Source organism: Gimesia algae, from assembly GCF_007746795.1.
Classification (GTDB): domain Bacteria; phylum Planctomycetota; class Planctomycetia; order Planctomycetales; family Planctomycetaceae; genus Gimesia; species Gimesia algae.
The window spans coordinates 4,277,265-4,297,323 of sequence record NZ_CP036343.1 but is presented as its reverse complement, the minus strand read 5'-3'; the positions used below and the strand labels follow the sequence as shown (position 1 = coordinate 4,297,323).

At 49.3% G+C, this 20,059-nt stretch carries 9 protein-coding genes; 5 read left to right on the top strand and 4 right to left on the bottom strand.

The window, feature by feature from the left end; translation table 11 throughout:
* Positions 1–57 precede the first annotated feature (57 nt).
* The 4 genes from Pan161_RS15940 to Pan161_RS15925 all read left to right on the top strand — a co-directional run bounded on the left by Pan161_RS15940 (position 58) and on the right by Pan161_RS15925 (position 4,629).
* Positions 58–2,547: a neutral/alkaline non-lysosomal ceramidase N-terminal domain-containing protein gene (locus tag Pan161_RS15940; RefSeq protein ID WP_197995330.1), complete on the top strand. Its 2,490-nt coding sequence runs from the start codon at positions 58–60 to the stop codon at positions 2,545–2,547.
* A gap of 20 nt (positions 2,548–2,567) precedes the next feature.
* Entirely contained in the window at positions 2,568–3,590 is a 1,023-nt protein-coding gene (locus Pan161_RS15935) for a sialidase family protein (RefSeq protein ID WP_145228590.1), read from the top strand.
* A gap of 171 nt (positions 3,591–3,761) precedes the next feature.
* The gene (locus Pan161_RS15930; protein WP_145228589.1) at positions 3,762–4,247 is read left to right on the top strand and encodes a T6SS immunity protein Tdi1 domain-containing protein; all 486 of its coding nucleotides are present in this window, start codon (positions 3,762–3,764) and stop codon (positions 4,245–4,247) included.
* Positions 4,248–4,329: 82 nt separating this feature from the next.
* Positions 4,330–4,629 carry a hypothetical protein gene (locus Pan161_RS15925; protein ID WP_145228588.1) on the top strand — a complete coding sequence of 100 codons (300 nt, stop codon included), beginning with the start codon at positions 4,330–4,332 and terminating at the stop codon, positions 4,627–4,629.
* A 309-nt stretch (positions 4,630–4,938) separates the two neighbouring features.
* On the opposite strand, the gene Pan161_RS15920 is transcribed toward Pan161_RS15925, so the two are convergent.
* The 4 genes from Pan161_RS15920 to Pan161_RS15905 form a co-directional block, all read right to left on the bottom strand.
* Positions 4,939–8,712, bottom strand: a complete 3,774-nt coding sequence (locus Pan161_RS15920) for a tetratricopeptide repeat protein (RefSeq protein ID WP_145228587.1) — start codon at positions 8,710–8,712, stop codon at positions 4,939–4,941.
* A gap of 615 nt (positions 8,713–9,327) precedes the next feature.
* Positions 9,328–11,283, bottom strand: a complete 1,956-nt coding sequence (locus Pan161_RS15915) for a PQQ-dependent sugar dehydrogenase (protein WP_232103268.1) — start codon at positions 11,281–11,283, stop codon at positions 9,328–9,330.
* A 225-nt stretch (positions 11,284–11,508) separates the two neighbouring features.
* Entirely contained in the window at positions 11,509–12,780 is a 1,272-nt protein-coding gene (locus Pan161_RS15910; protein WP_145228585.1) for a hypothetical protein, read from the bottom strand.
* A gap of 376 nt (positions 12,781–13,156) precedes the next feature.
* Positions 13,157–14,869, bottom strand: coding sequence for a glutaredoxin family protein (locus Pan161_RS15905; RefSeq protein WP_145228584.1), 1,713 nt, complete (start codon positions 14,867–14,869; stop codon positions 13,157–13,159).
* Between the two features lie 726 nt (positions 14,870–15,595).
* On the opposite strand from Pan161_RS15905, the gene Pan161_RS15900 reads away from it, so the two are divergent.
* Entirely contained in the window at positions 15,596–19,642 is a 4,047-nt protein-coding gene (locus tag Pan161_RS15900; protein WP_145228583.1) for a bifunctional serine/threonine-protein kinase/formylglycine-generating enzyme family protein, read from the top strand.
* The last annotated feature ends 417 nt before the right edge of the window (positions 19,643–20,059 follow it).

The following is a 20,059-nucleotide window of genomic DNA, read 5'->3' as shown; positions in this document are numbered from 1 at the left end:
TGCAGAACCCTCAGTATTATGATTTCCTGCCTTACATTTATTAAAGGTCAACAGCAGATGATGCACTGTTTTCGAGTACTCGTTCTATTGACTTTCGCGCTGATCAGCCTTGATACGCAAGCAGCTGACACATTGCAACTGACGACGCCGGAGTCGCATCAGGTGATTCAGCGAACCGGTGTCGCACCAGGGGCTGGATATGCTGATGTACTCATCTCTGGAATGATACCAGAAGGAACCCTTAAGACGGCCTGGGAGTATCGATTGGTCCAGTTGCCCGTGCAAACACCATCATCTGATTTATGGATCAATTTTACACCAAAAATAACCGAAAAACGATTCTCTTATTCGGCACGAATTGCAGCGGGTGGCTGGTATCGACTGGAAGTGCGATGTCGAGTGCAGGATAAAACTGAAGCTGTGGGGACTGTAAGTCCGATAGGCGTTGGTGAAGTCTTTGTAGTGGCCGGTCAGTCTTATGCGACAAATTGCAATGATGAAAGACTGAAAGTAGCAGATTCCCAGCAACGGGTTGTGGCCTTTGATCCGAAAAAGCAGGAGTGGGTAACTGCGCATGATCCCCAGCCTGTGTACGATAACAGTAATGGCGGGTCAATCTGGCCGCCTCTGGGTGATGCGCTGGTGAAAGAATTCCGAGTTCCGGTCGCGTTCGTCAATGCGGCGGTCGGTGCGACCTCATCCACTCAATGGCTGCCAGGCGGGAAACTGCATGCACAACTGATCGCTTCAGGTACAAAGGTGGGACGTTTTCGTGCAGTGCTCTGGCAGCAGGGGGAATCGGATGTCATCGCGAAAACTCCGATAGATCAATACATCAAGAATATCCAGATGATTCGGGAGTCAGCAGAACGTTTATGGGGCTTCAATCCAGAATGGCTGCTGGCGAAATCGACACACCATCCAACCGTATACAATGACCCTGCGGGGGAATTACAGATTCGAACGGCCATTGAGCAACTGATCCCCAAACGTGGTTTTTCTGCGGGACCTGATACCGACACCCTGCAAGGTGAAAATCGGGGAGACATAAAATCTCGTCGCCACTTTTCCAGTATCGGGCAAAAACGGGCCGCAGCGATGTGGCTGACGGCTGTTCGAAACCATCTTGAATCCACAGCAGCGCGTTCCGGTATTCAGGTGGGAGTCGCGGAGATCGATATCACGCCGCCGGTCGGCTTTCCGATGGCGGGTTATTACCACGAGCGACTGGCGGAGGGGACCATTGATCCACTCAAAGCGAAAGCGGTTGTATTCCGCGAGGGGGAGACAGTGGCTGCCCTTGTGGTTTGCGATTTAATTGGCATCGCCACGGATTTATCCAAAGAAGTACGACGGATTGCTGCTGAGAAAACGGGGATTCCCGCTCAGAACATCGTGATCGCTGCCACACATTCGCATACCGCGCCCGATTACATGAAAGAGCTGTATCTGTATCTGGGTAAGGAATCGCAGGAGCAACTGCGAAAACAGTATATTGAAAAACTGATCAACGGTCCGGTGGCGGCGATTGAACAGGCTTTTGAGAACGCGAAACCGACTGTACTGGCAACGGGGAGTGCGACACAAAAGACGCCAGTCGCCTTCAACCGTCGCTTTGTAATGCGTGATGGCAGCGTGAAAACCTGGCAGTCGTTGAAAAACCCGGAAGTGATTCGCGCTGCAGGACCCATTGATACTGAAATCGCTTTATTGTCAATGACTGATCCTGAGAGTGGAAGAAAACGGGGAGTGCTCAGTAATTTCGCATTGCATCTGGATACGGTTGGCGGAATGAAGTGGAGTGCGGACTATCCGTTTTTCATTGAACGCAGTTTGCGGGATGCACTCGGACCGGATGTCGTTTCGATTTTCGGTACCGGCTGCTGTGGCGATATCAATCATGCGAATCCAGCGTCGCCTGTCCGGAATAATGTCGATTATATTGGAACATCGCTGGGAACTTCCATCACGGATCAACTGGAGAAATTGACACCGCTTCAAAATACGACTTTAACGGTCGAATCCCAGCTTGTGAAGCTGCCTCTGCAGGATGCCTCTCCCGAAGAGGTTGCACGTTCGATCAAGATACTGGAGATTGCCCACAAGGGGGGCAAGGTCGATTTCTTTGAGCATGTGACAGCTTATAAAAAAATGATTCTGGATCAGATCAGGCACAAAAAACCGCACGCCAATACGCTTGAGCACATTACCTGGGGGTTGAGCCGTTCACTGGCTGGCGCGGGTGAGAGACTGCCCGTGGATGTAACGGTGATGACGATTGGGGACGAGGTTGCCATCGTCTGTCTGCCCGGCGAAGTATTCGTCGAACTGGGACTGGCGATCAAACAGGCGTCTCCTTTTAAAACCACAATGATTATCGAATTATCCAATACGGTCGAAACGATTTACATTCCCCACCGGGCCGCTTATGCAGGTGGCAGTTACGAAGTGACGAATTCGAATCTGCAGCCGGGTAGTGGGGAAATGCTGGTAGAAGCGGCTCTGAAACTGTTACGGGAAGCAGCGACCAAAAACAAAACGGATTGAGCTCTAAAAAAGGGGGTGGAATGTTTCTCAGTCGATACATAATCCTGATGATGTTTCTGGTTAGTTCCCATGCATTTGCAGAGGACAAGCCGGTGCCGATTCTGGCGGAACGTATTCAGGGGCACATTCATCCTTCAATCTGTCGGGGTCAGAATGGCACGCTGATTGTTGTTTATAAAGGGGCGAATGTCCTGGTGTGTTCGCGGTCGGACGACCAAGGAGAGACCTGGTCCAAACCGACAGCAATCGCAACCTCGGCAAAACGTCCGGCTGTCATTCGCGAAGTAAAAAAGTATGAAGTTTACCCCGGGACTGTCGACATTCTACCGGACGAACGCATTCTGGTTACCTGGAATTATATTGCCGACGATAAAGCCAAAGACGGCTATTACGAACGGGCATTGCTCTATTCCCTCAGTGACGATCAGGGACGCAGCTGGAGTGAACAGCGACTGATTGGTCCGGTCGACGGCAAGCATCTGGGTGCTGTGCGGCATAATGTGCTGCCCTGGATGGGGGGACGCTGGCTGTTACCGCTGCGTGTGGGAGTACCGCGTTTGTATGATCCAGAGACCGACGTGCTCGAAGAATATCCGCTGGTGGGACCAGGCGGAGTGCAGCATGAGTTCCAGCAGATTGTGAAGACTGCTGGCGGATCTCTACTGGCAATGGGGCCGGTCTTGCTGCGTTCGACTGATGCCGGACAGCATTGGTTACCGGTCAAAGGTTTTCCAGCGATTCCGGATCAGCGAGACAATGCGGAAGGCCGTTTTCTGACGACACTCTCAGACGGACGCGTGCTGGTAACGTGGGGCAGGGGACAGAAGAATCTAGGGCTGAGTTACAATCTGTCGACCGATGACGGTCAGACGTGGGACGCGCGTCGAACTGTTGTACTGCTGCCTGACACGCCTGTAGCGGCCCGTTATTACTCGGCTCGTACTATCCAGGTAGATGAGGAAACTGTGGGCACAGTCTTCATGAACCGGAACGGAGTTCATTTTCTGAAAGTGCCACTCAAACGGCTGAGCGGTTCTTTCTGACATGACATCAATTATTTTAATTCAATTTTGAAACTAATGACGAAATTCTATGGCATGGATCGCTCAAAGTAATTTGCACTCTGAGTTTTTACGTGTTAACGTGACCGCATCATTCAACTCTCTGCCTGCAGGCACTCTTTGTTTACTACGATTTGAGATGTGAGGATTACCATGGAAATAACTCTGAACGATCTGACAATCAATCCTGAGGGAATTGATATTGATGAGCTACTTAACGACTGGGCCTGGGCGATGCCGGAACCGATGCGTCCCGTGCTGCTGACCGCGCTGGGTGATTTGTTTGCGCAAGGTGAATCGGGGGCCGTCTATTTCATTGATGTCATTGAAGGCGACATCAGACCCGTTGCCGAGGATGGTTCCACTTTTGAAGAGCTGCTTTCTGATACGGAATTTGTGACTGACCATTTATTTCCGGCGCGGGTAGTGGAACTGCGAGATGCGGGAATCGAACTGGAAGCCAACCAGGTTTACAGTCATCAGCAACCCCTCGTGCTGGGCGGAAGCGACGAACTGGAAAATTATGAGACTTCGGAAGTCAGTGTCTACATCAGCATTCTTGGCCAGATCCATGAGCAGGTGAAAGATCTTCCCGAGGGAACCGTGATTTCGGATGTGGAAATCGAGGACATTGAATAAAGCGAGACAAATTGATTGTACTGTCTGAAGTAATCTGCCAGGGTAATTCGCATTTATCATTTCATGTTCGGGTTAAGTAGACATGGACGAAATGGACCCTCAATCGTTGGGACGATTTCTGCGCTCTCTGCCTGCAATCCAGGTGCATCTGCTGTTTGGTAGTGCGCTTGTACTGTTGTCAAATGCGCTCATTGCCGGAGAAGGACCTGAGGACACGGGGCAGTTACTGTTATTCTGTATTGTGGGTTACCCGGTTGTGCTGGCACTGCTCTGGTATCAACCGAAGTCTGAATTCACAATGGCTGTCGAAGAAGCGAATGAACGGGAGACGGAGAAAACAGACGCAAACGCATTCGATATCGAAGGTTTTCACTGTTCTTAGCGTTTGCTGTCTCGGTCTCGTTAATTATCGCCGGCTTTCCAGGCTGGCTGATCGACGGGTTCCCGGCTCAAAATTTCGGCTATGCGTTGCTGCTGTTTACCGGGGCAGGTATGGGGGCTCAATATCTGGTACGGTGGACCGCTTGATCCTCGCGATGATCCAGCGGAAGAGGACACCGATAATACATCTGCATAAAAACTTGTATGGCGTGTGTTAACTAGATCGCATCACATTCAACCATAGCGTCTCTCAATCTAGTATACTCGGTCCAAATGGCCTTGGAGACGCTACAGTAAAACTGGACTCAGTCTACTCTTTTTCTGTTGTTCGTCGATAGGGTTCTCCTTCATTGAATAACCTTAATCTGCGTTGCGCTATCTTTTTTGCTTCATTGGGTGCAAGTTCGAGTGCGATGGTCTGCATCTCGATGGCTTTGTCGAACTGCTTTAGTTCAGCATAGGCAACAGCGAAAGCAGCATAATTCACCCAGTATTGTGTCGGCAGTCGTTCAGACGCCAGTTGCGCATTTTGGAGTGACTTATTGCCATCACGAAATTCTTCCTGCTCGCTGGCTGCGTACAGAAAGGCTAGATTGTTATAAGGTAACCAGTATTGCGGATCGAGTTCGATTGCCTGTTTGTAATCTGCTATGGCTGCAGTGTAGTTATGCATTGCTTCATATGCCTGCGCCCGGTTGATCAATATGCTGACCAGCTCCGGTTTTAATTTTAATATCTTTCCGAATTTGATGATGGCTTCTTTCTGTTTTTTAGTCTGAAGCAGATGACTTGCCTGATTCGCGAGTACTTTCACTTCATCATAACCATCTTCGAGTTCTCTGACCCGGCGGGAATTGACTACCTTGTCATGGGACCGCAAATCCTGTGAAGCCAGGATGCAATTGTATTTATTTGTATTGGGGGAGGTGGCTGCCAGTTGTAGATATTCTGTCCCCAGTTTATCCTGGCCTCTTTTTTCTAAAAATTTTCCGACAAAATAATCAAAATTCGTGGGGCTGCCGTCTGGCAACTGGACGATCAGGGACTCAAACCATTTTGAATTCCAATCAACAGAATCCTGATTCAGGAGCATCCGCTGAAAATAATTTGCAATTTCAGCCGTTGCATAATCTTTAGTCCATAGTTCAGCAGTTTCGTTAAGCAGTTCATCACGCTGGCGCGTGAATCCCAGTTCATCGGCGAGGACGGCCGCATGCAGGCCGCTGTAGGCATCGTGGTGTTTCTGGAATGTGTTCAAAAATAAGTTGAAGGCCTCGGGTTTTGAACCCTGAATCAGATGGATTATGGCTGCTTCCATGGCACGGGTATAGTGATTCGGATCCAGATTTTCCAGGATCGTCCGTTCAGCCAGTTGTCGAGCTATTTCGAGATCACCAAATCCTGTGCGTACACACCAGAAGTACCAGTCGGCGGCGTTGCCAGCATACCGCATCGAGCGGGCTTTCATCAGGGCTTCTGCCTGGTCCATGTCACCGAGTCCTTCACTACACTGCGCTCCACATTCCAGACCCCAGGCAGAATAACTTTCGGCTGCTTTCACCGCATGCGGCTTTGCCAGTTCAAAGTCACCCCGTTGCATGTGGTAGTGTGCCAGCTTGTTATGGATCTGATAATTCTGCAGTCCTGATGTGGGAACTCTCAATGCTTTTTGTAGTGTCTCCTTCCATTTGTCTGTATCACCACGTCTTTGATAAAGTTCCGCCAGGGAGATGTAAGTCGTATGGTCGGGGGCAATATCTAACCGGCGTTTGAATATCTCTTCAGCTTTCTCATCGTTATTGTTCTTAAGAAAACGTTTTCCCAAAGCTGACAAAATTTCTGGATCGTCTCCATATCGTTTCATAACTTCTGCGTGGTGGTTTTCGACGTAGTTGTTGTTCGCGTCGAGGTTCATGGCCACCGTTTGTGGTACATAGGGACTGATTTTCAGAAGTTTTTCAGCAATCTCCCCGATCAGATTTCTGCTGTAATTTCTCTGTTTGACAACAAAACGCTGATAATTGAGATGATCCTGGAAAACCGGGTCCATGTTAGACTCAGCTGCCAGAAAAAACCTGGAATAGTCATCTCGATTCAGTTTGTAGTAACTATTTGTAATTAGTGGTTCTGAAATCAGCTCCAGTTCGTGTGGATTAAAAGTGGAGAGTAGTCTTTGATATGCGTCAGTCGCATCTTTTGAAACTGAGGAATAACTTTCAATAAAGGCCTCATAGGGATGATCTTTGAGCAGAGGTCGCGCCTCGGAGACGACGTGATCTACACTGACACTGAGATAGTCTGTCTGGAATTCCAGTTTGCGACACGTCTGAGTGAAGTACACTTCCTGAATCAACTGACCCAGGCCATTCACTGAAGGTTCGTGTTGTGTTACCCCGGCGTTTTTCAGTAAATCAATGATTTGAGTTCGAAACTGTAGACCGGTTTTTAATTTGAATAACCACTCCATGTGTTGGTTGAGTGGCTCTTTGACGGATGCAGGAAGATTGCCTGCCTGTAATCTTTCATACATTGGCTCCCAGATCTGATTCTGACGAATTTCAGTGACATTTCTGAGAGTGCCGAGAGACTGTGTCTCACAGAGTTGATCTAACGCACGACAGCAGGCCGGCTCCAATTTCAGCAGTTCTTCCGTGCGTGAAACCATTTCTTTTTCATTGGAAATAGGATCGATTTGCAATGAACGTAAATAGACAGCCAGCGATTTCAGGTCTTCCTGTTCAACAGCCTGTTCTAACACTTTCGGTTTGTACGAACAGTAGGCATCGATCAAATCAATCCAATGGGGCAGGGGACGTTGATTTTCAGCATTTGTTTTTTGAGCTGATTTAATCGTCTCAATATCAGCGAGTGCACCGAGGTGCAGACCTGTAAAGGTTCGGGCATACGCACGATGCGCCAGAGCCCAGGCTGAATTATCGGTGCGGGCTTTCAGGCGTTGTGCGTATAGCAGTGAGCGAGCCTTAAAGACTTTATGAGCCGGGCTCCAGTGGATTTCTGTCAAATGGCCCAGATTGGCATAGGCACGCGTCAGCACCGCCAGTCGTTCAGGTGATTCACCCTCTGTTCGGATGGCGGCATGCACGTCCTGAATCACCGTGTACTGAGAAATGAAATTCCACTCGTTCAATTGTCGCAATGTTTTTTCAGGGATACTGGACTCGGTCTTCCACTCTGGCGCCTTCCCGTTGTACCCTGCTGTTTTCAACGCCTCGACGAAGCCTGTACGAGACAGCACTTCACTCTGTTCAATAAGTGATTCCAGTAATGAGTCACGCGCCAGTTCAATTGTATCTGATTCCCAGTAAGCGGCAGGTTTGTCTCTGAAAGGCCGCTCTATTTCGAAATCAACTTTTCCCGTGCCATCAATGCGGGTGTAGAGTTGTAGAGGATAGGTTTGCGGGTTCTCAATCAAAGTGACTTCACCGCGTATAGAGTTGTCGCGTGTCGGCAACCCTAAACCCTCTCTGGCACTAATTAAAACTGCCTGACGCACAATTTCCCTGCTGAGAAGTCCCTTTAGATCAGCAGGCTTCGAGTCGAACTGACTGGCTGCCAGGACGGGCAGATTTTTATATTCCGAGGTAAGTCCCTTCTCTGGAAGTTTAAGTTGCGGAAGGGCCGTTACGGTATTTTTGCCAGGAGGTTTATCTTCGCCAAAGGCATCGACATCGGTTTCCAGTGAGAGGACGACATCGTCCATTCCCGTCGAGAGTTCAATCGCGAACGTGCGAAACAGACTGAACCAGCGATATTGAATCTGCTTACCGTTTTCCGTCAGTCGTTCGTCACCATACGGAAAGCCTTTGACCATTTCTCTGGCGTCAATGAGTAAGAACTCTTTGCCTTTCTCTTTTTCAGCCAGAGTGATGCGGTTTTGCATTTTTTCCAGAGTTTTACTGTAGCCATATCGGGCATTCGCCTCGAGGATGACTATTATCAACGCAACAGTGATCAGACTCCAGACAACGGCACGTTCGACGGGTGATCGTTTTTTCCTACTGGTCTGGGAATCAGTGATTGAAGAATTAACTGTAGGGTTTGATTCCTGATCTTTGTCCGACATCGCGCATACTCCGATAGAAATGCTTGCGAAAGTTTGTGAGAGAAAACTGGTAGAGTGAGATAAGTGCTCGACTGTCTACCTGAGATTTATCATATCGCCGACAATTCATCAGTTCCAGAAAATTCAGAGAAATATCAAGACGGGTGGGGGGGAGTAGTATTACCAGTGCAGGAAGTGCATGTGAGAGAACGGATCGGTAGCCTGAAATACATTATTACGAAGCGATTTCTTATTGACTGAATTCACTTATCAGGAACGATACAAAGCCCAGCACAATCAACATGATCCCCAGTTTCCACTGGAAGTAGAGGCGATGTTTTAATTTGGGATCGATCAGGGGCGGGTTACTCCAGAATGTGCGCAAACTTTTTTGTGTACTCCAATTGGGAACATCGAGACCAAACGTTTTCACAGACTTCCAGAGCCTTCCATGTTACATAGTGAAAACGCTGATGTTTAAGATTTAGACTGCTAAGAGAGCGAATGTGGCACCCAGTTGATAAAATAATTCTTTCGTTTCCATGGGATGCCTCAAGATTGTTTAAAAAAGAAAGAGCCAGATCTCTTGTGTTGAAGAGATCTGGCTCATTTCAATCATTCCCTTTTCTTAAACGTTTACTTCTTCTCGAAGCGGAAGATGCCTTCGCCCCCTTTGACGGTCTGAACGGTGTAGTACAGTTCGCCATCTTCGTCTGTGCCGAATGACATGACGGGAACAGTGCTGGCAGCCAGGCGGAGATTCTTTTTCACTTCACCAGACGCTTCATCATATTCGAGTGCCCAGATTTTACCGGAGACGTAGTCGGCATAGACATACAGGCCATCGAGTTCGGGCAGTCGCTGACCCCGGTAGACGATGCCGCCGGTAATGGATCGACCGACGCCGTGATCGTATTCCCAGATGGGATCGATCGGTTTTTCTTTCGCGGTCTGAACACGATTGCCGAAGTTGTGTGTGCCTTCACGAACACTCCAACCGTAATTGCCTCCCTTTTTGATGATGTTGACTTCTTCCCAGAGATCCTGACCGACATCGCCAGCATATAATGTTTTGGTTTTGGGATCGAAGCTCAACCGCCAGATGTTCCGCACGCCGTAAGCAAAGATTTCCGGTTTTGCATTGGCACGATCTACAAACGGGTTGTCTGCAGGGATCGCGTAGTTCTTTCCCTCTGCTTTTTTATCGACATCAATCCGTAAAATAGAACCGAGTAAGGTTTCCAGGTTCTGCCCGTTACCCAGGGGATCGTTACCGGAACCGCCATCACCGAGACCGATATAGAGATAGCCGTCCGGGCCGAATACAATACAGCCACCGTTATGATTACCGTAGGGCTGGTCAATCTCCATGATGGTGGTTTCGCTGTTGGGATCGGCTTTGCTGGGATCATCTTTCGAAACAGTAAAGCGGGAAACCTTTGATTTTCGCGGTGTTCCTTCCGCGGAATAGTAGACGAAGAACTGACCATTCTGTTTGAAATCGGGGTGGAAAGCCAACCCTAATAAACCTTCTTCGTTATTCTTTTTCCAGGGAGCGACTTTGTCGCGAAGGTCGAGAAACAATTTCGTTTTCTCAGGTGATTTTTTATCGATGATCTGAATCATGCCGCGCTGCGTGGTGACGAAGATACGTCCGCTGCCATCGTTGGCGTGTGTGATAGCCATGGGTCGCAGTGGAACGACTTTACCTGTTTCTTCATTGACGGCTTCCCAGCCTTCCCATTGCAGATCGGGAAAAGCGGGTACCCCTTTCAGGGCTAACTCGCCGTCGCTGGGATCCTGCACAGAGCCATCAGCGGGGATTTCGCGGATCTTGATGTTACGGAAAGAAACCAGGTCGTTATGGTCCTGCAGGCAGATGTGTCCTTTGGTTGGTTTTCCGAATTTAGGATACTTGGAAAATTTGCTATCGGCGACGCGTTTGTTCCAGTCGGCACTGCCTTTATCAAACTGAAAGTATTTGACGCCATTCATAATGACCTGGGATCGATCAGGGCCTACGCGGAGAAACAGATGGTTCCATTCGCCGGCGGGCCGCGTGGCATCGACGACTGCCGGGGTCACTTTCTTACCTGCCTTTTCGGCTTCAATCATCCACTTGGGAGTGGCCGGCTTGTAGAGCTGGTAGAGCCAGCCTGCTTTCTGAGGATCGTGCCCATCGACATTATCCTGAATCTGTACTTCCGGTCCGGTCATCCAGGGGGTCTTTTCTTCTTCGGTGACATGAAACATCAAACCACTGTTCCCTTCAGGAGAAATGCGATATTCCAATGAGAGTTCGAAGAAGCCGAACTGGTCGTCGGTGATGATATCACCGGCCCCTTTCTCGGAGCGGGAGAGGACGCCGTCTTTGATTGTCCAGCCGTCACTGATTCCCTCTTTTTGATAGTTGCGCCAGCCATCAGTGGTCTTGCCATCAAACAGCAGTTTCCAGCCACTCTTTTTTTCGGCTTTGGATAGTTTATTATTGGAATTATCAGAGTCGGCATAAGTCACCGCTGTGTTAGTCAGTAGCAGTGACAGGCAGGCGGGGATGAGAAACAGTATTAGAGCTCTGGGCTTTCGAATCACAGGTACGCTTCCTTTATGAATCAATAATCGGTGTGAGTTGGTTGAACAAGTCTCTGTGTAACGGGAACAGTTCTTTTCTCATACAGTTATCCCGCATTTACCAGTTAGAATCAACTATAAACGCTGGTTGACTGTCCAGATTCGGAATTGGCTCTGCAGGGCGATGATGTTTTTTCGCACTGCCGGGCAGGGCGTGTCAGCCTGGTTACGCTCTGCCTGGGCAGATTATGCTGCGTGCTCGATGTCTGTTAGAGGCCGATGGCGTCTCATGCACCAGCCGATGAAGAGCAGACCTGCAATAGAGACCGGGATGACGAGTTTCGGAAAATAGCGTCGGAGGCAGACACGAAGATAGGTCAGGTTCCAATACGGAATCCCCTGGATGTCACCCTGAGCGCCCCCTTTGCCGTCTGCGGTAAAAGAAACGCCTCGGATATTGTCTGTTACATCAATTCCAGCGGGGAATTTGAAAGCCAGCTCGTCTTGTGAAACGGAGTCAAATGCGATGGATTCTACATTCACATCGTAGGCTGTTACAAGTCTGTCAGAAGTCGGGACTCCACCACTTTGCAGCCACTGAAATCGGGATGGAAACCAGTGTCCCTGTTGTTTAACGGCATCCAGTAACAGCATCGCTTCAAACCAGCGAACTTCAAATACTCCTGCTCTGTTTTCCGTGCGTTCAAGACGATAGGCAACCGGCAAAAACTGGCGCTGCGGGTCAAAATGGACGGTCAAGGTCCCTCTGCGGCCTGTCTGTCGAGGGAGTTCTGACCTGAAAGTCAATGCGATCGTTTCCACATCATTGATCTTACCCGGGTTGATCAATTCGTTAGGAGTCTGACTGTTTTCTGAGTAACTGATCAGCCGTTCCAGCGCTTGGGCTGAGTCGCTGATGAAGTACACACCACGGGTTTTCGTAGTGCCGCTTCCCCAGTATGCCAGGCGATCTTCCTGGTTGACCCAGTCTTCATAAGGCGCAATCACAGCAAAAGGCGTAATCAAAGCCTGTTTATCTTCCTGCACCAGCTTCATTCTCTGATATATGTCTTGCGGTGCATCATAGGAGAATTCTGACTGTTCGACCAGATTCGAACCTAGTTTCGGAATGTAAGGCCAGACCTGCCTGATCTGTTTGTGGTAAGAATCATTGAGGCGTTTTACCGAATAATACTTATTCATGTGCTTCGGGGGCTCTGTAGCAACTGGTACTGTAAAGGGACCCTTTTCAGGAAACATGCTTAAGTTTTGATGGGGATTGAAGACCACATTGTTCGTCGAGTAAGCGATATTGTCGAACAACTGCAAGCGGTGCATGACTGCAGAATAAAGCCGTTGCCGTTGGTGGTCGGCCTGGAGATTGAAAAAGGCAGTAACACTCATTGAGGGAAACGCTTCTTCTGGTTCACCCTGCGAATACGCGTCTCTGTTGCTGTAGAAGAACTGCACTAAAAATAGCAGTAACAGCTGCATGACTTTCTTCGGTTTGATTCTCATTCTATCTAACCTTTACTCTGCATACAGTCAATCAAAAAAATTGAAGTGTGCCTGATATTAATGGTACCGTTGTGATCTCTCTGATTTCAAGGCGAGTTGCGCTACAGCCTGGGATTTTCAATTTCGTGCACAGGTTTTATTTTGAAACGCACGTTCCCCGCTGAACGGTTCAGTCCTGCTGAGGCACTTTGGGCTCAATGGAGAATTGTGTTTGTGATAGAATACGGGGTTATGAAAAACCTCTGGTTTTAAATTGGTTTGGACCTGTCATGAGAGCCTCGAATGGTTTACCGCATTCAATATGCAGATCTCTCACACGGAGAACTTACTTTATGAAGTGGCGTAGCTGTCAAGACGGGTTTCTTCACTGAGATGTTTAATGGAGCAGTGATGGTTTAAAGATCAGGACCAGTCCGAGCAGGAGGATGACGACACCGCTGAAGAGTTTGAGCCAGCGTCCCTGGTTTTCCTGAAGTTTGTGGCGGCCCATAGTGATGACAACGATGGTCACCATGATCGAATCATCAAGCATGTAAGCGAGGATATACAGTCCCAGGTAGGCGTAAGTTTTCCAGTCAGGGTAGTTCTGCATGGTTAATACTTCGGTATAGAGCGCCGGGAGGCCTGCGGTGCAGAGCAGCTCGATAAAATTGACCAGCACGGCCAGAATGGAGGCACCGAGGATGGCTCCCGCCAGGTTTTCGGCATTGACAATTTTACGGGCGCGGGCATAGAGACCGGGCTTGGCCCAGTCAGGAATCGACAGGGAGATACCTTTTTTAAAGGCGAAGAAATCCTTGATATGGATCAGACCAATGAGGACTGCAAACAGACCCAGCAGAAACTGAACCATAGGCAGATAGCCGATGAGCTTAAAAACGTTGAGCCAGGCTGCCATGAAAGCATAATAAGCCATACCACTGATGAGCACGAACGTCCCGGCGACGGCCAGTACTTTGGCACGGTTTTTTAAGTTGACGAGCAACGAAAGCAGAAACAGCAGAACCCACATGGCGCAGGGATTAAAACCGTCTACCAGGCCGATTAAAAAAGTAAAAGCCGGCATTCCTAACCGGCTTTTGCTCAACTCTCCCAGAAAGGGAACTTCTATTGTATCCATCGCCTGTGAAGGAACAGGAGCCAAAGGCTCTCCTTCAAGTGGAGGTGGCACGTCTCCCGGTGGTGGGGGGAGACTGGCATCGCCGCCCGGTATCGGCGGGAGTGAATCATTGTCACCGACAGGTGGCGGTCCCAGTGACGAATTGTTCTTAGGCACAGGAGAAAGGGGAACCGGATCGTCATTCGTTTTTGGAATCGGACTGTCTAAATCCGGTTCACTCTGGAACGAAACAAACTGCAGTTGAGAATGATCGGGTTGCTGCAGGATGCTCTGTTTGTTATCGGATTTTTCTGGTTTGGGGCAGGTTGTTGTCCAGAATTTGAGGACTTCTTCAATCTTCGAGCCCGTGTACTGGTCGCTGATCCAGCCAACCACAAGCTGGTTACAGAAGTGAAATACCGGGACGCTGACTGCCTGTTTGCCGTAGCGATCGGCGAGTTCATGGACCCTGGTTCCGGCGGCGCTGTCTGAAACGACGTCGTGCAGAGTGTATTCAAACACCGGGTACCGCTGCTTGAGGCCTTTGAGGAAGACTTTGGCGGCGGCACAGCGCGAGCAGCCCGAACGGACGTAGATATCGACCGTCAACAGTTTGTCGATGCGTTCGTCCGTGGAAGTATCAGGCTTAAGCTTTCGCAGGAGCGAATTACAGCCATAGGCGACGGGAAGTTCGGCATCCTGAAGTTGGAAGTATTTCAGAATCTGCTGGTAGCGATCCACATGCTTTCCCGGTTCGTCCAGATTATGGACATGCAGACTGATGCGTCCCCGTTTTTTGGCATAGGCTTCGAGTCGCTGCTGGACTTCAGGACAATCCGCGCAGTCATTGCGAATAAAGAGTTCGAGGACTGCACACTGAGGTCCTGCTGGTTCTGAGGAGTCCTGGGCGAAGAGTTGAGGCACGCAAAATGTCAGCATGATTATCTGACAAACAAGCCACAACTGCGTGTTAAAAGCCTTATCAGACACTGAATCCCTCCTCATCCTGTATTGAGCTCCATAATCCTGACTATAGAAGCAAATCGATAGTTTATTATGGATACAGAATGAGAAACGGTCCACTCCAAAATTAAAAAAATATCACCGGGCGAATGGAGTGATCGCTAAACTATGTCTGAAGTTCCCCAGAAATACCGATCTGGGAAATAGCCATTGAAGTTGAGTATTGAGTAGCAATCAATTTGATGAATAACACAGTTACTTGCATGAATCTCCGCGTTAATTTTATTCTGTACTGGCTACACTCCTTAGTCAATTTCTGGAAAGAGGAGCCAAACAGTCAAGCCGACTGCGATCGGCTATTGGCACACGAAAATTATTAGTAAACTCTTCCAACAACCGAATCCATGCCGGTTTTCCGGGGACCTAACAGGCTACCTTTGCCCCCCATTGGATCAAAAATGGAGACAAGGTCAACGGGGAGCGGGCTACAGATGTCGATGTCCATTCGGCAACTGGTACGCGAATAGTATTATGCGTCCCTTCTCCGTATCATTTAATAAATTGTCTTTGAAATTCATTACTCCGATAGATATGCTATTATAGGGAATCCTATCGGACAGAGTCACTTTCGCGAGTTCATTACTTCGGGTCGGCGATTCCGTCTTAAGTAAGGGACGCTCGATCCTGTTTCAACGCTTACCGCGTTATCTTGGTATAACAAACATAATCAGCGGGGAGGGGTTACACCGAGCAATGTCCGACAAAGATCCGAACGGAGCCACTCAGAACTATTCCGGTGATCAGAACGATTCGGATGCTGATTTCTCATATGATTTTTCAAATGATGATTCAAATGATGATTCTTTATTTCACCCCGAACGCATTGGCCGCTACAGGATCGAAAAAATCTTGGGGAAAGGAGGATTCGGTCTCGTCTACCTGGCGTACGACGAACAACTGGATCGGCCCGTTGCAATCAAAGTGCCGCACGCCAGGCTAATTGCCAAACCCGAAAACGTAGAGCTGTATCTTTCCGAGGCTCGCACTGTTGCCAACTTAGATCACCCTCACATCGTTCCAGTTCACGATGTCGGCAGTACGGTCGAACTTCCCTGTTACATCGTTTCAAAATATATTGAAGGAACTGAACTCTCCGTTAAAATTAAGCAGCGCTGTCTCACTTTCTCCGAGTCAGCCGAACTGATTGTGACGATAGCTGAAGCGCTGCACTACGCTCACAAACAGGGCTTTGTTCACCGGGACGTCAAGCCCGGAAACATTCTTGTGGGTACGGACGGTAAGCCTTACATCGTAGATTTCGGTCTGGCGCTAAGTGAAAAGAATATCGGCAAGGGGGCAAAGTACGCTGGGACCCCGGCCTACATGAGTCCTGAGCAGGCGCGTGGCGAAGGCCATCGAGTGGATGGTCGTAGTGACATCTACAGCCTGGGAGCGGTATTTTACAAATTGTTGACGGGCAGGCAGACAATTTCGTGGGAGAAGGATACTGATATCCTGAAAAAGATTATCACACAGGAACCCAGGCCTCCACGGCAGGTTGACGACATGATCCCCAAAGAACTTGAGCGGATCTGTCTGAAAGCGCTCTCGAAGCGTGCCAGTGAACGGTACACGACCGCTCTAGACATGGCTGAAGATCTGAAGATATTCCTGGCCGCATTGTCCTCCAATCTTAGTGGGAACTCAAAATTCGCTACTGATTCACATTCAGGCTCCGATTCCAAGCTGTTGTCTGCCGACTCAGGCACAGTCGATTCCAGCATCCGACCAGTTCAAATCGTTCCGAAAGGGTTGCGTTCGTTTGACGAACATGATGCCGATTTTTTCCTGAAATTGCTTCCAGGCCCTAAAGATCGGGAAGGAATCCCTGACAATGTTCGTTTCTGGAAAACTCGTATTGAGGAAACCGACTCTGACAAAACCTTCTCGGTGGGGCTGATCTATGGGCCGTCCGGTTGTGGTAAATCGTCACTGGTCAAAGCCGGACTACTGCCTCTGCTTTCAGATGATATTATCTCCCTTCATCTCGATGCGACGCAAGACGAGACTGAAGTCCGGTTGTTAAATCGTCTGCATAAACAGTGTCCTGCCTTGGATAAGAGTATGGATTTGAAGGAGACGCTGGCTACATTGCGGCGAGGAACAGGCATATCTACCGGCCAGAAGGTTCTGATCGTGCTTGATCAGTTCGAACAGTGGCTACACGCGAAGCGTGACAAAGCCGGTGCCGACCTGGTGCAAGCGCTGCGTCAGTGCGATGGTGGGAGGGTCCAGTGCATCGTGATTGTGCGGGATGATTTCTGGATGGCGGCGACACGCTTCATGCGCGAATTGGAAATATGGCTTCTTGAAGGACAGAACTCGGTTGCGGTCGATCTGTTTCCCAGCAGTCATGCCGAGAAAGTGCTGGCGGCATTTGGTCGAGCCTTTGGAGTGTTACCCAATGACGCCAGTAAGATCTCGAAGGAACAAAGGAACTTCCTCAAACAATCCGTTGCAGGTCTATCCGAAAACAACAAAGTCGTCTGTGTTCGCCTGGCATTGTTTGCTCAGATGATGAAGGGGAAGACCTGGACACCAGGCACGCTGAAACAAGTCGGTGGGACGACGGGAGTGGGAGTGACGTTCCTGGAAGAAACGTTCAGCTCATCCACGGCACCGCCAGAACACCGTTATCATCAGAAATCTGCTCGTGTCGTCCTCAAATCCCTGCTGCCTGAATCCGGCACTGACATTAAAGGACAGATGAAATCATACGGCGAGTTACTTAGTGATTCCGGTTATGCCAACCATCCAAAAGACTTCAACGGCCTCATAAAAATTCTCGATGATGAGATCCGACTGATCACACCGACCGAACCTGAAGGAGTGAAAGCCGATGACGATGCAATTTCACATGTCGAAGTGGACAAGAGGTACTACCAACTCACACACGACTACCTGGTCCATTCACTGCGGAACTGGCTGACTCGCAAACAAAAGGAAACCTTTCGCGGACGCGCCGAAATTAGATTGTCGGAGCGTGTTGCTCTTTGGAATGCGCGCCCCGAGAACCGGTATCTGCCGTCTGGTTGGGAATACATCAATATCCGTTGTTTTACTGCCAGGAAATATTGGACCGAACCAGAACGACGGATGATGGCAAACGCTGCACAGGTCCACAGTCTTCGCTGGGTGATGACAATTATTGTCGTCATCGCCGCAGGCATTCTGGCTTCTTCGTACAATTCCACACAAAATGCCATCCTGGATACCCACAAGAAAGAAAACATTCGCAAGCAGGCCAAGTTGCTTGTCGACGCAGTATTAGCAGCACCCGCCAAAGCAGTGCCTTATGCTATACAAAACCTCGAACCTGTACGCGAACATGCCTTACCGATTCTGCGGGACCAATTTGGGAACGCGGCAACTGCACGGACACAACGCTTGCACGCTGCCGTGGCACTCGCGGAATTCGGACAGGTGGATGAAAGTTTTCTGGTCACCAGTATTGCTGAATCTGAGCCGGAAGAATGTGGGAATATCGTAGATGCTCTCCAAAAAAATGGGAAATCTGCGATAGAATCACTGCGAGAGCGTGCGTCGGCGGCAGAGTTGAAGCAGGACTGGCGGCACAAGGCCCGCCTGGCGATTGTCGCACTCCATCTCGGAGACGGAACCATCGCGCAAGACATGTTCCAACTTCGGCCTGACCCCATTCAGCGGACTATCTTGATCGATACAATATCGACATGGCATGATGATGTCGTTCAATTTATTAATTCGCAACGGGCCGAGTCAGACGCTCACTTTCGATCCGGGATCTGCCTGGGGACAGGTGGCATCCCGACAGTTGCACTGGCATCGGATGAACTAAGAGAAATGAGCCAGATTCTTTCGAACTGGTACACAACGAAGCCTGATTCTTCCACCCACAGTTCGGCGAAATGGTCTTTGCAGCAATGGAACCAGACACTCCCTGAGATTTTGAAGGTTAACAAACCAGTCGAGGGTCGCAACTGGTATATAAACAGTATTGGCCTGACGATATTGAAGCTTCCTCCCGGGAGTTTCAAACGCAAGGTCAGCGAGACTGACACTGTCAACGCTTCTCAGCCAAAAATTGAACAGGTTCAGACAGTCAATCTGACACAACCTTTCTGGATCAGCGACTGTGAAGTATCACGAAAACAATTCCAGAATTTCATGGACGATCCCGATTATTCAGACGCAAATAAGCCGCAGGATTGGAATGGCGCTAGTCCTGCCCGCAGTCCAACTCCAGATAATCCCGTTCAAGGTGTCAGCTGGAATGACTCGATTCTGTTCTGTAACTGGCTGAGTCGGAAGGAAGGCTTAAAACCTGCCTACATGGTGAGCGGAGAATTGGACCCGGACTCCAATGGTTATCGCCTGCCTTTTGAGGCCGAATGGGAATATGCATGTCGAGCGGGAACGGAAACCAGATTCGCATCGGGGGACAATGACCTGCTCCTGACCCGTTATGCCGCCTTCGAGGTAAACGCAACAGCAAGATGCGGCAGTAAACTGCCGAATGGCTGGGGAGTGTTTGATTCACATGGTAATGTTTACGAATGGTGCCAGGATTGGTTTGAAAGATATGGAAGCGAGCGGAGTGTCAACAATCCACGAGGAGCTACCAAAGCGGAAAAACGCGTGCTGCGAGGAGGAGCGTTTGACTATGAGTCGAATTATACCGGTTCAGACGCGCGTGCCTCAAACTTCCCGACATATCGCAGTTACACAATTGGCTTTCGCCTGGCCAGATCGATGCCCTGATGAGTCGGTTCTGACCATTTCCATCAGATGTAACATGATGCTGCAAAAATGAGTTTACGCTCGTATCAGGTAGCATAGCGGTGCGACCTTAGAACCGAGTTGCTGCAGGCAAGACTCATAGAGTTTTTCTTCAAATCTCGATTCTTCAAATCTGAGCAGAATCCGGCCTCGGTGCGAAAGATGCTTCTTGCACTGGAGTATGTAAGTAGAGAATTCATCCGCTGACCAGTTTCCAAACCCAATCCACGTAATCCAGGTGGCAAAAATGACGTCATATTTTAATTCAGAATGTGGCAAGGGGTTTTGTATGGACGAAATATGAGAGCTGATGCACTGGCTGAGATCCAATGATTGATATAATTCTTTATAGATTGGGGCTCCGCGTAAAGGGTCACATCCCTGTACGCTGCACCCTAA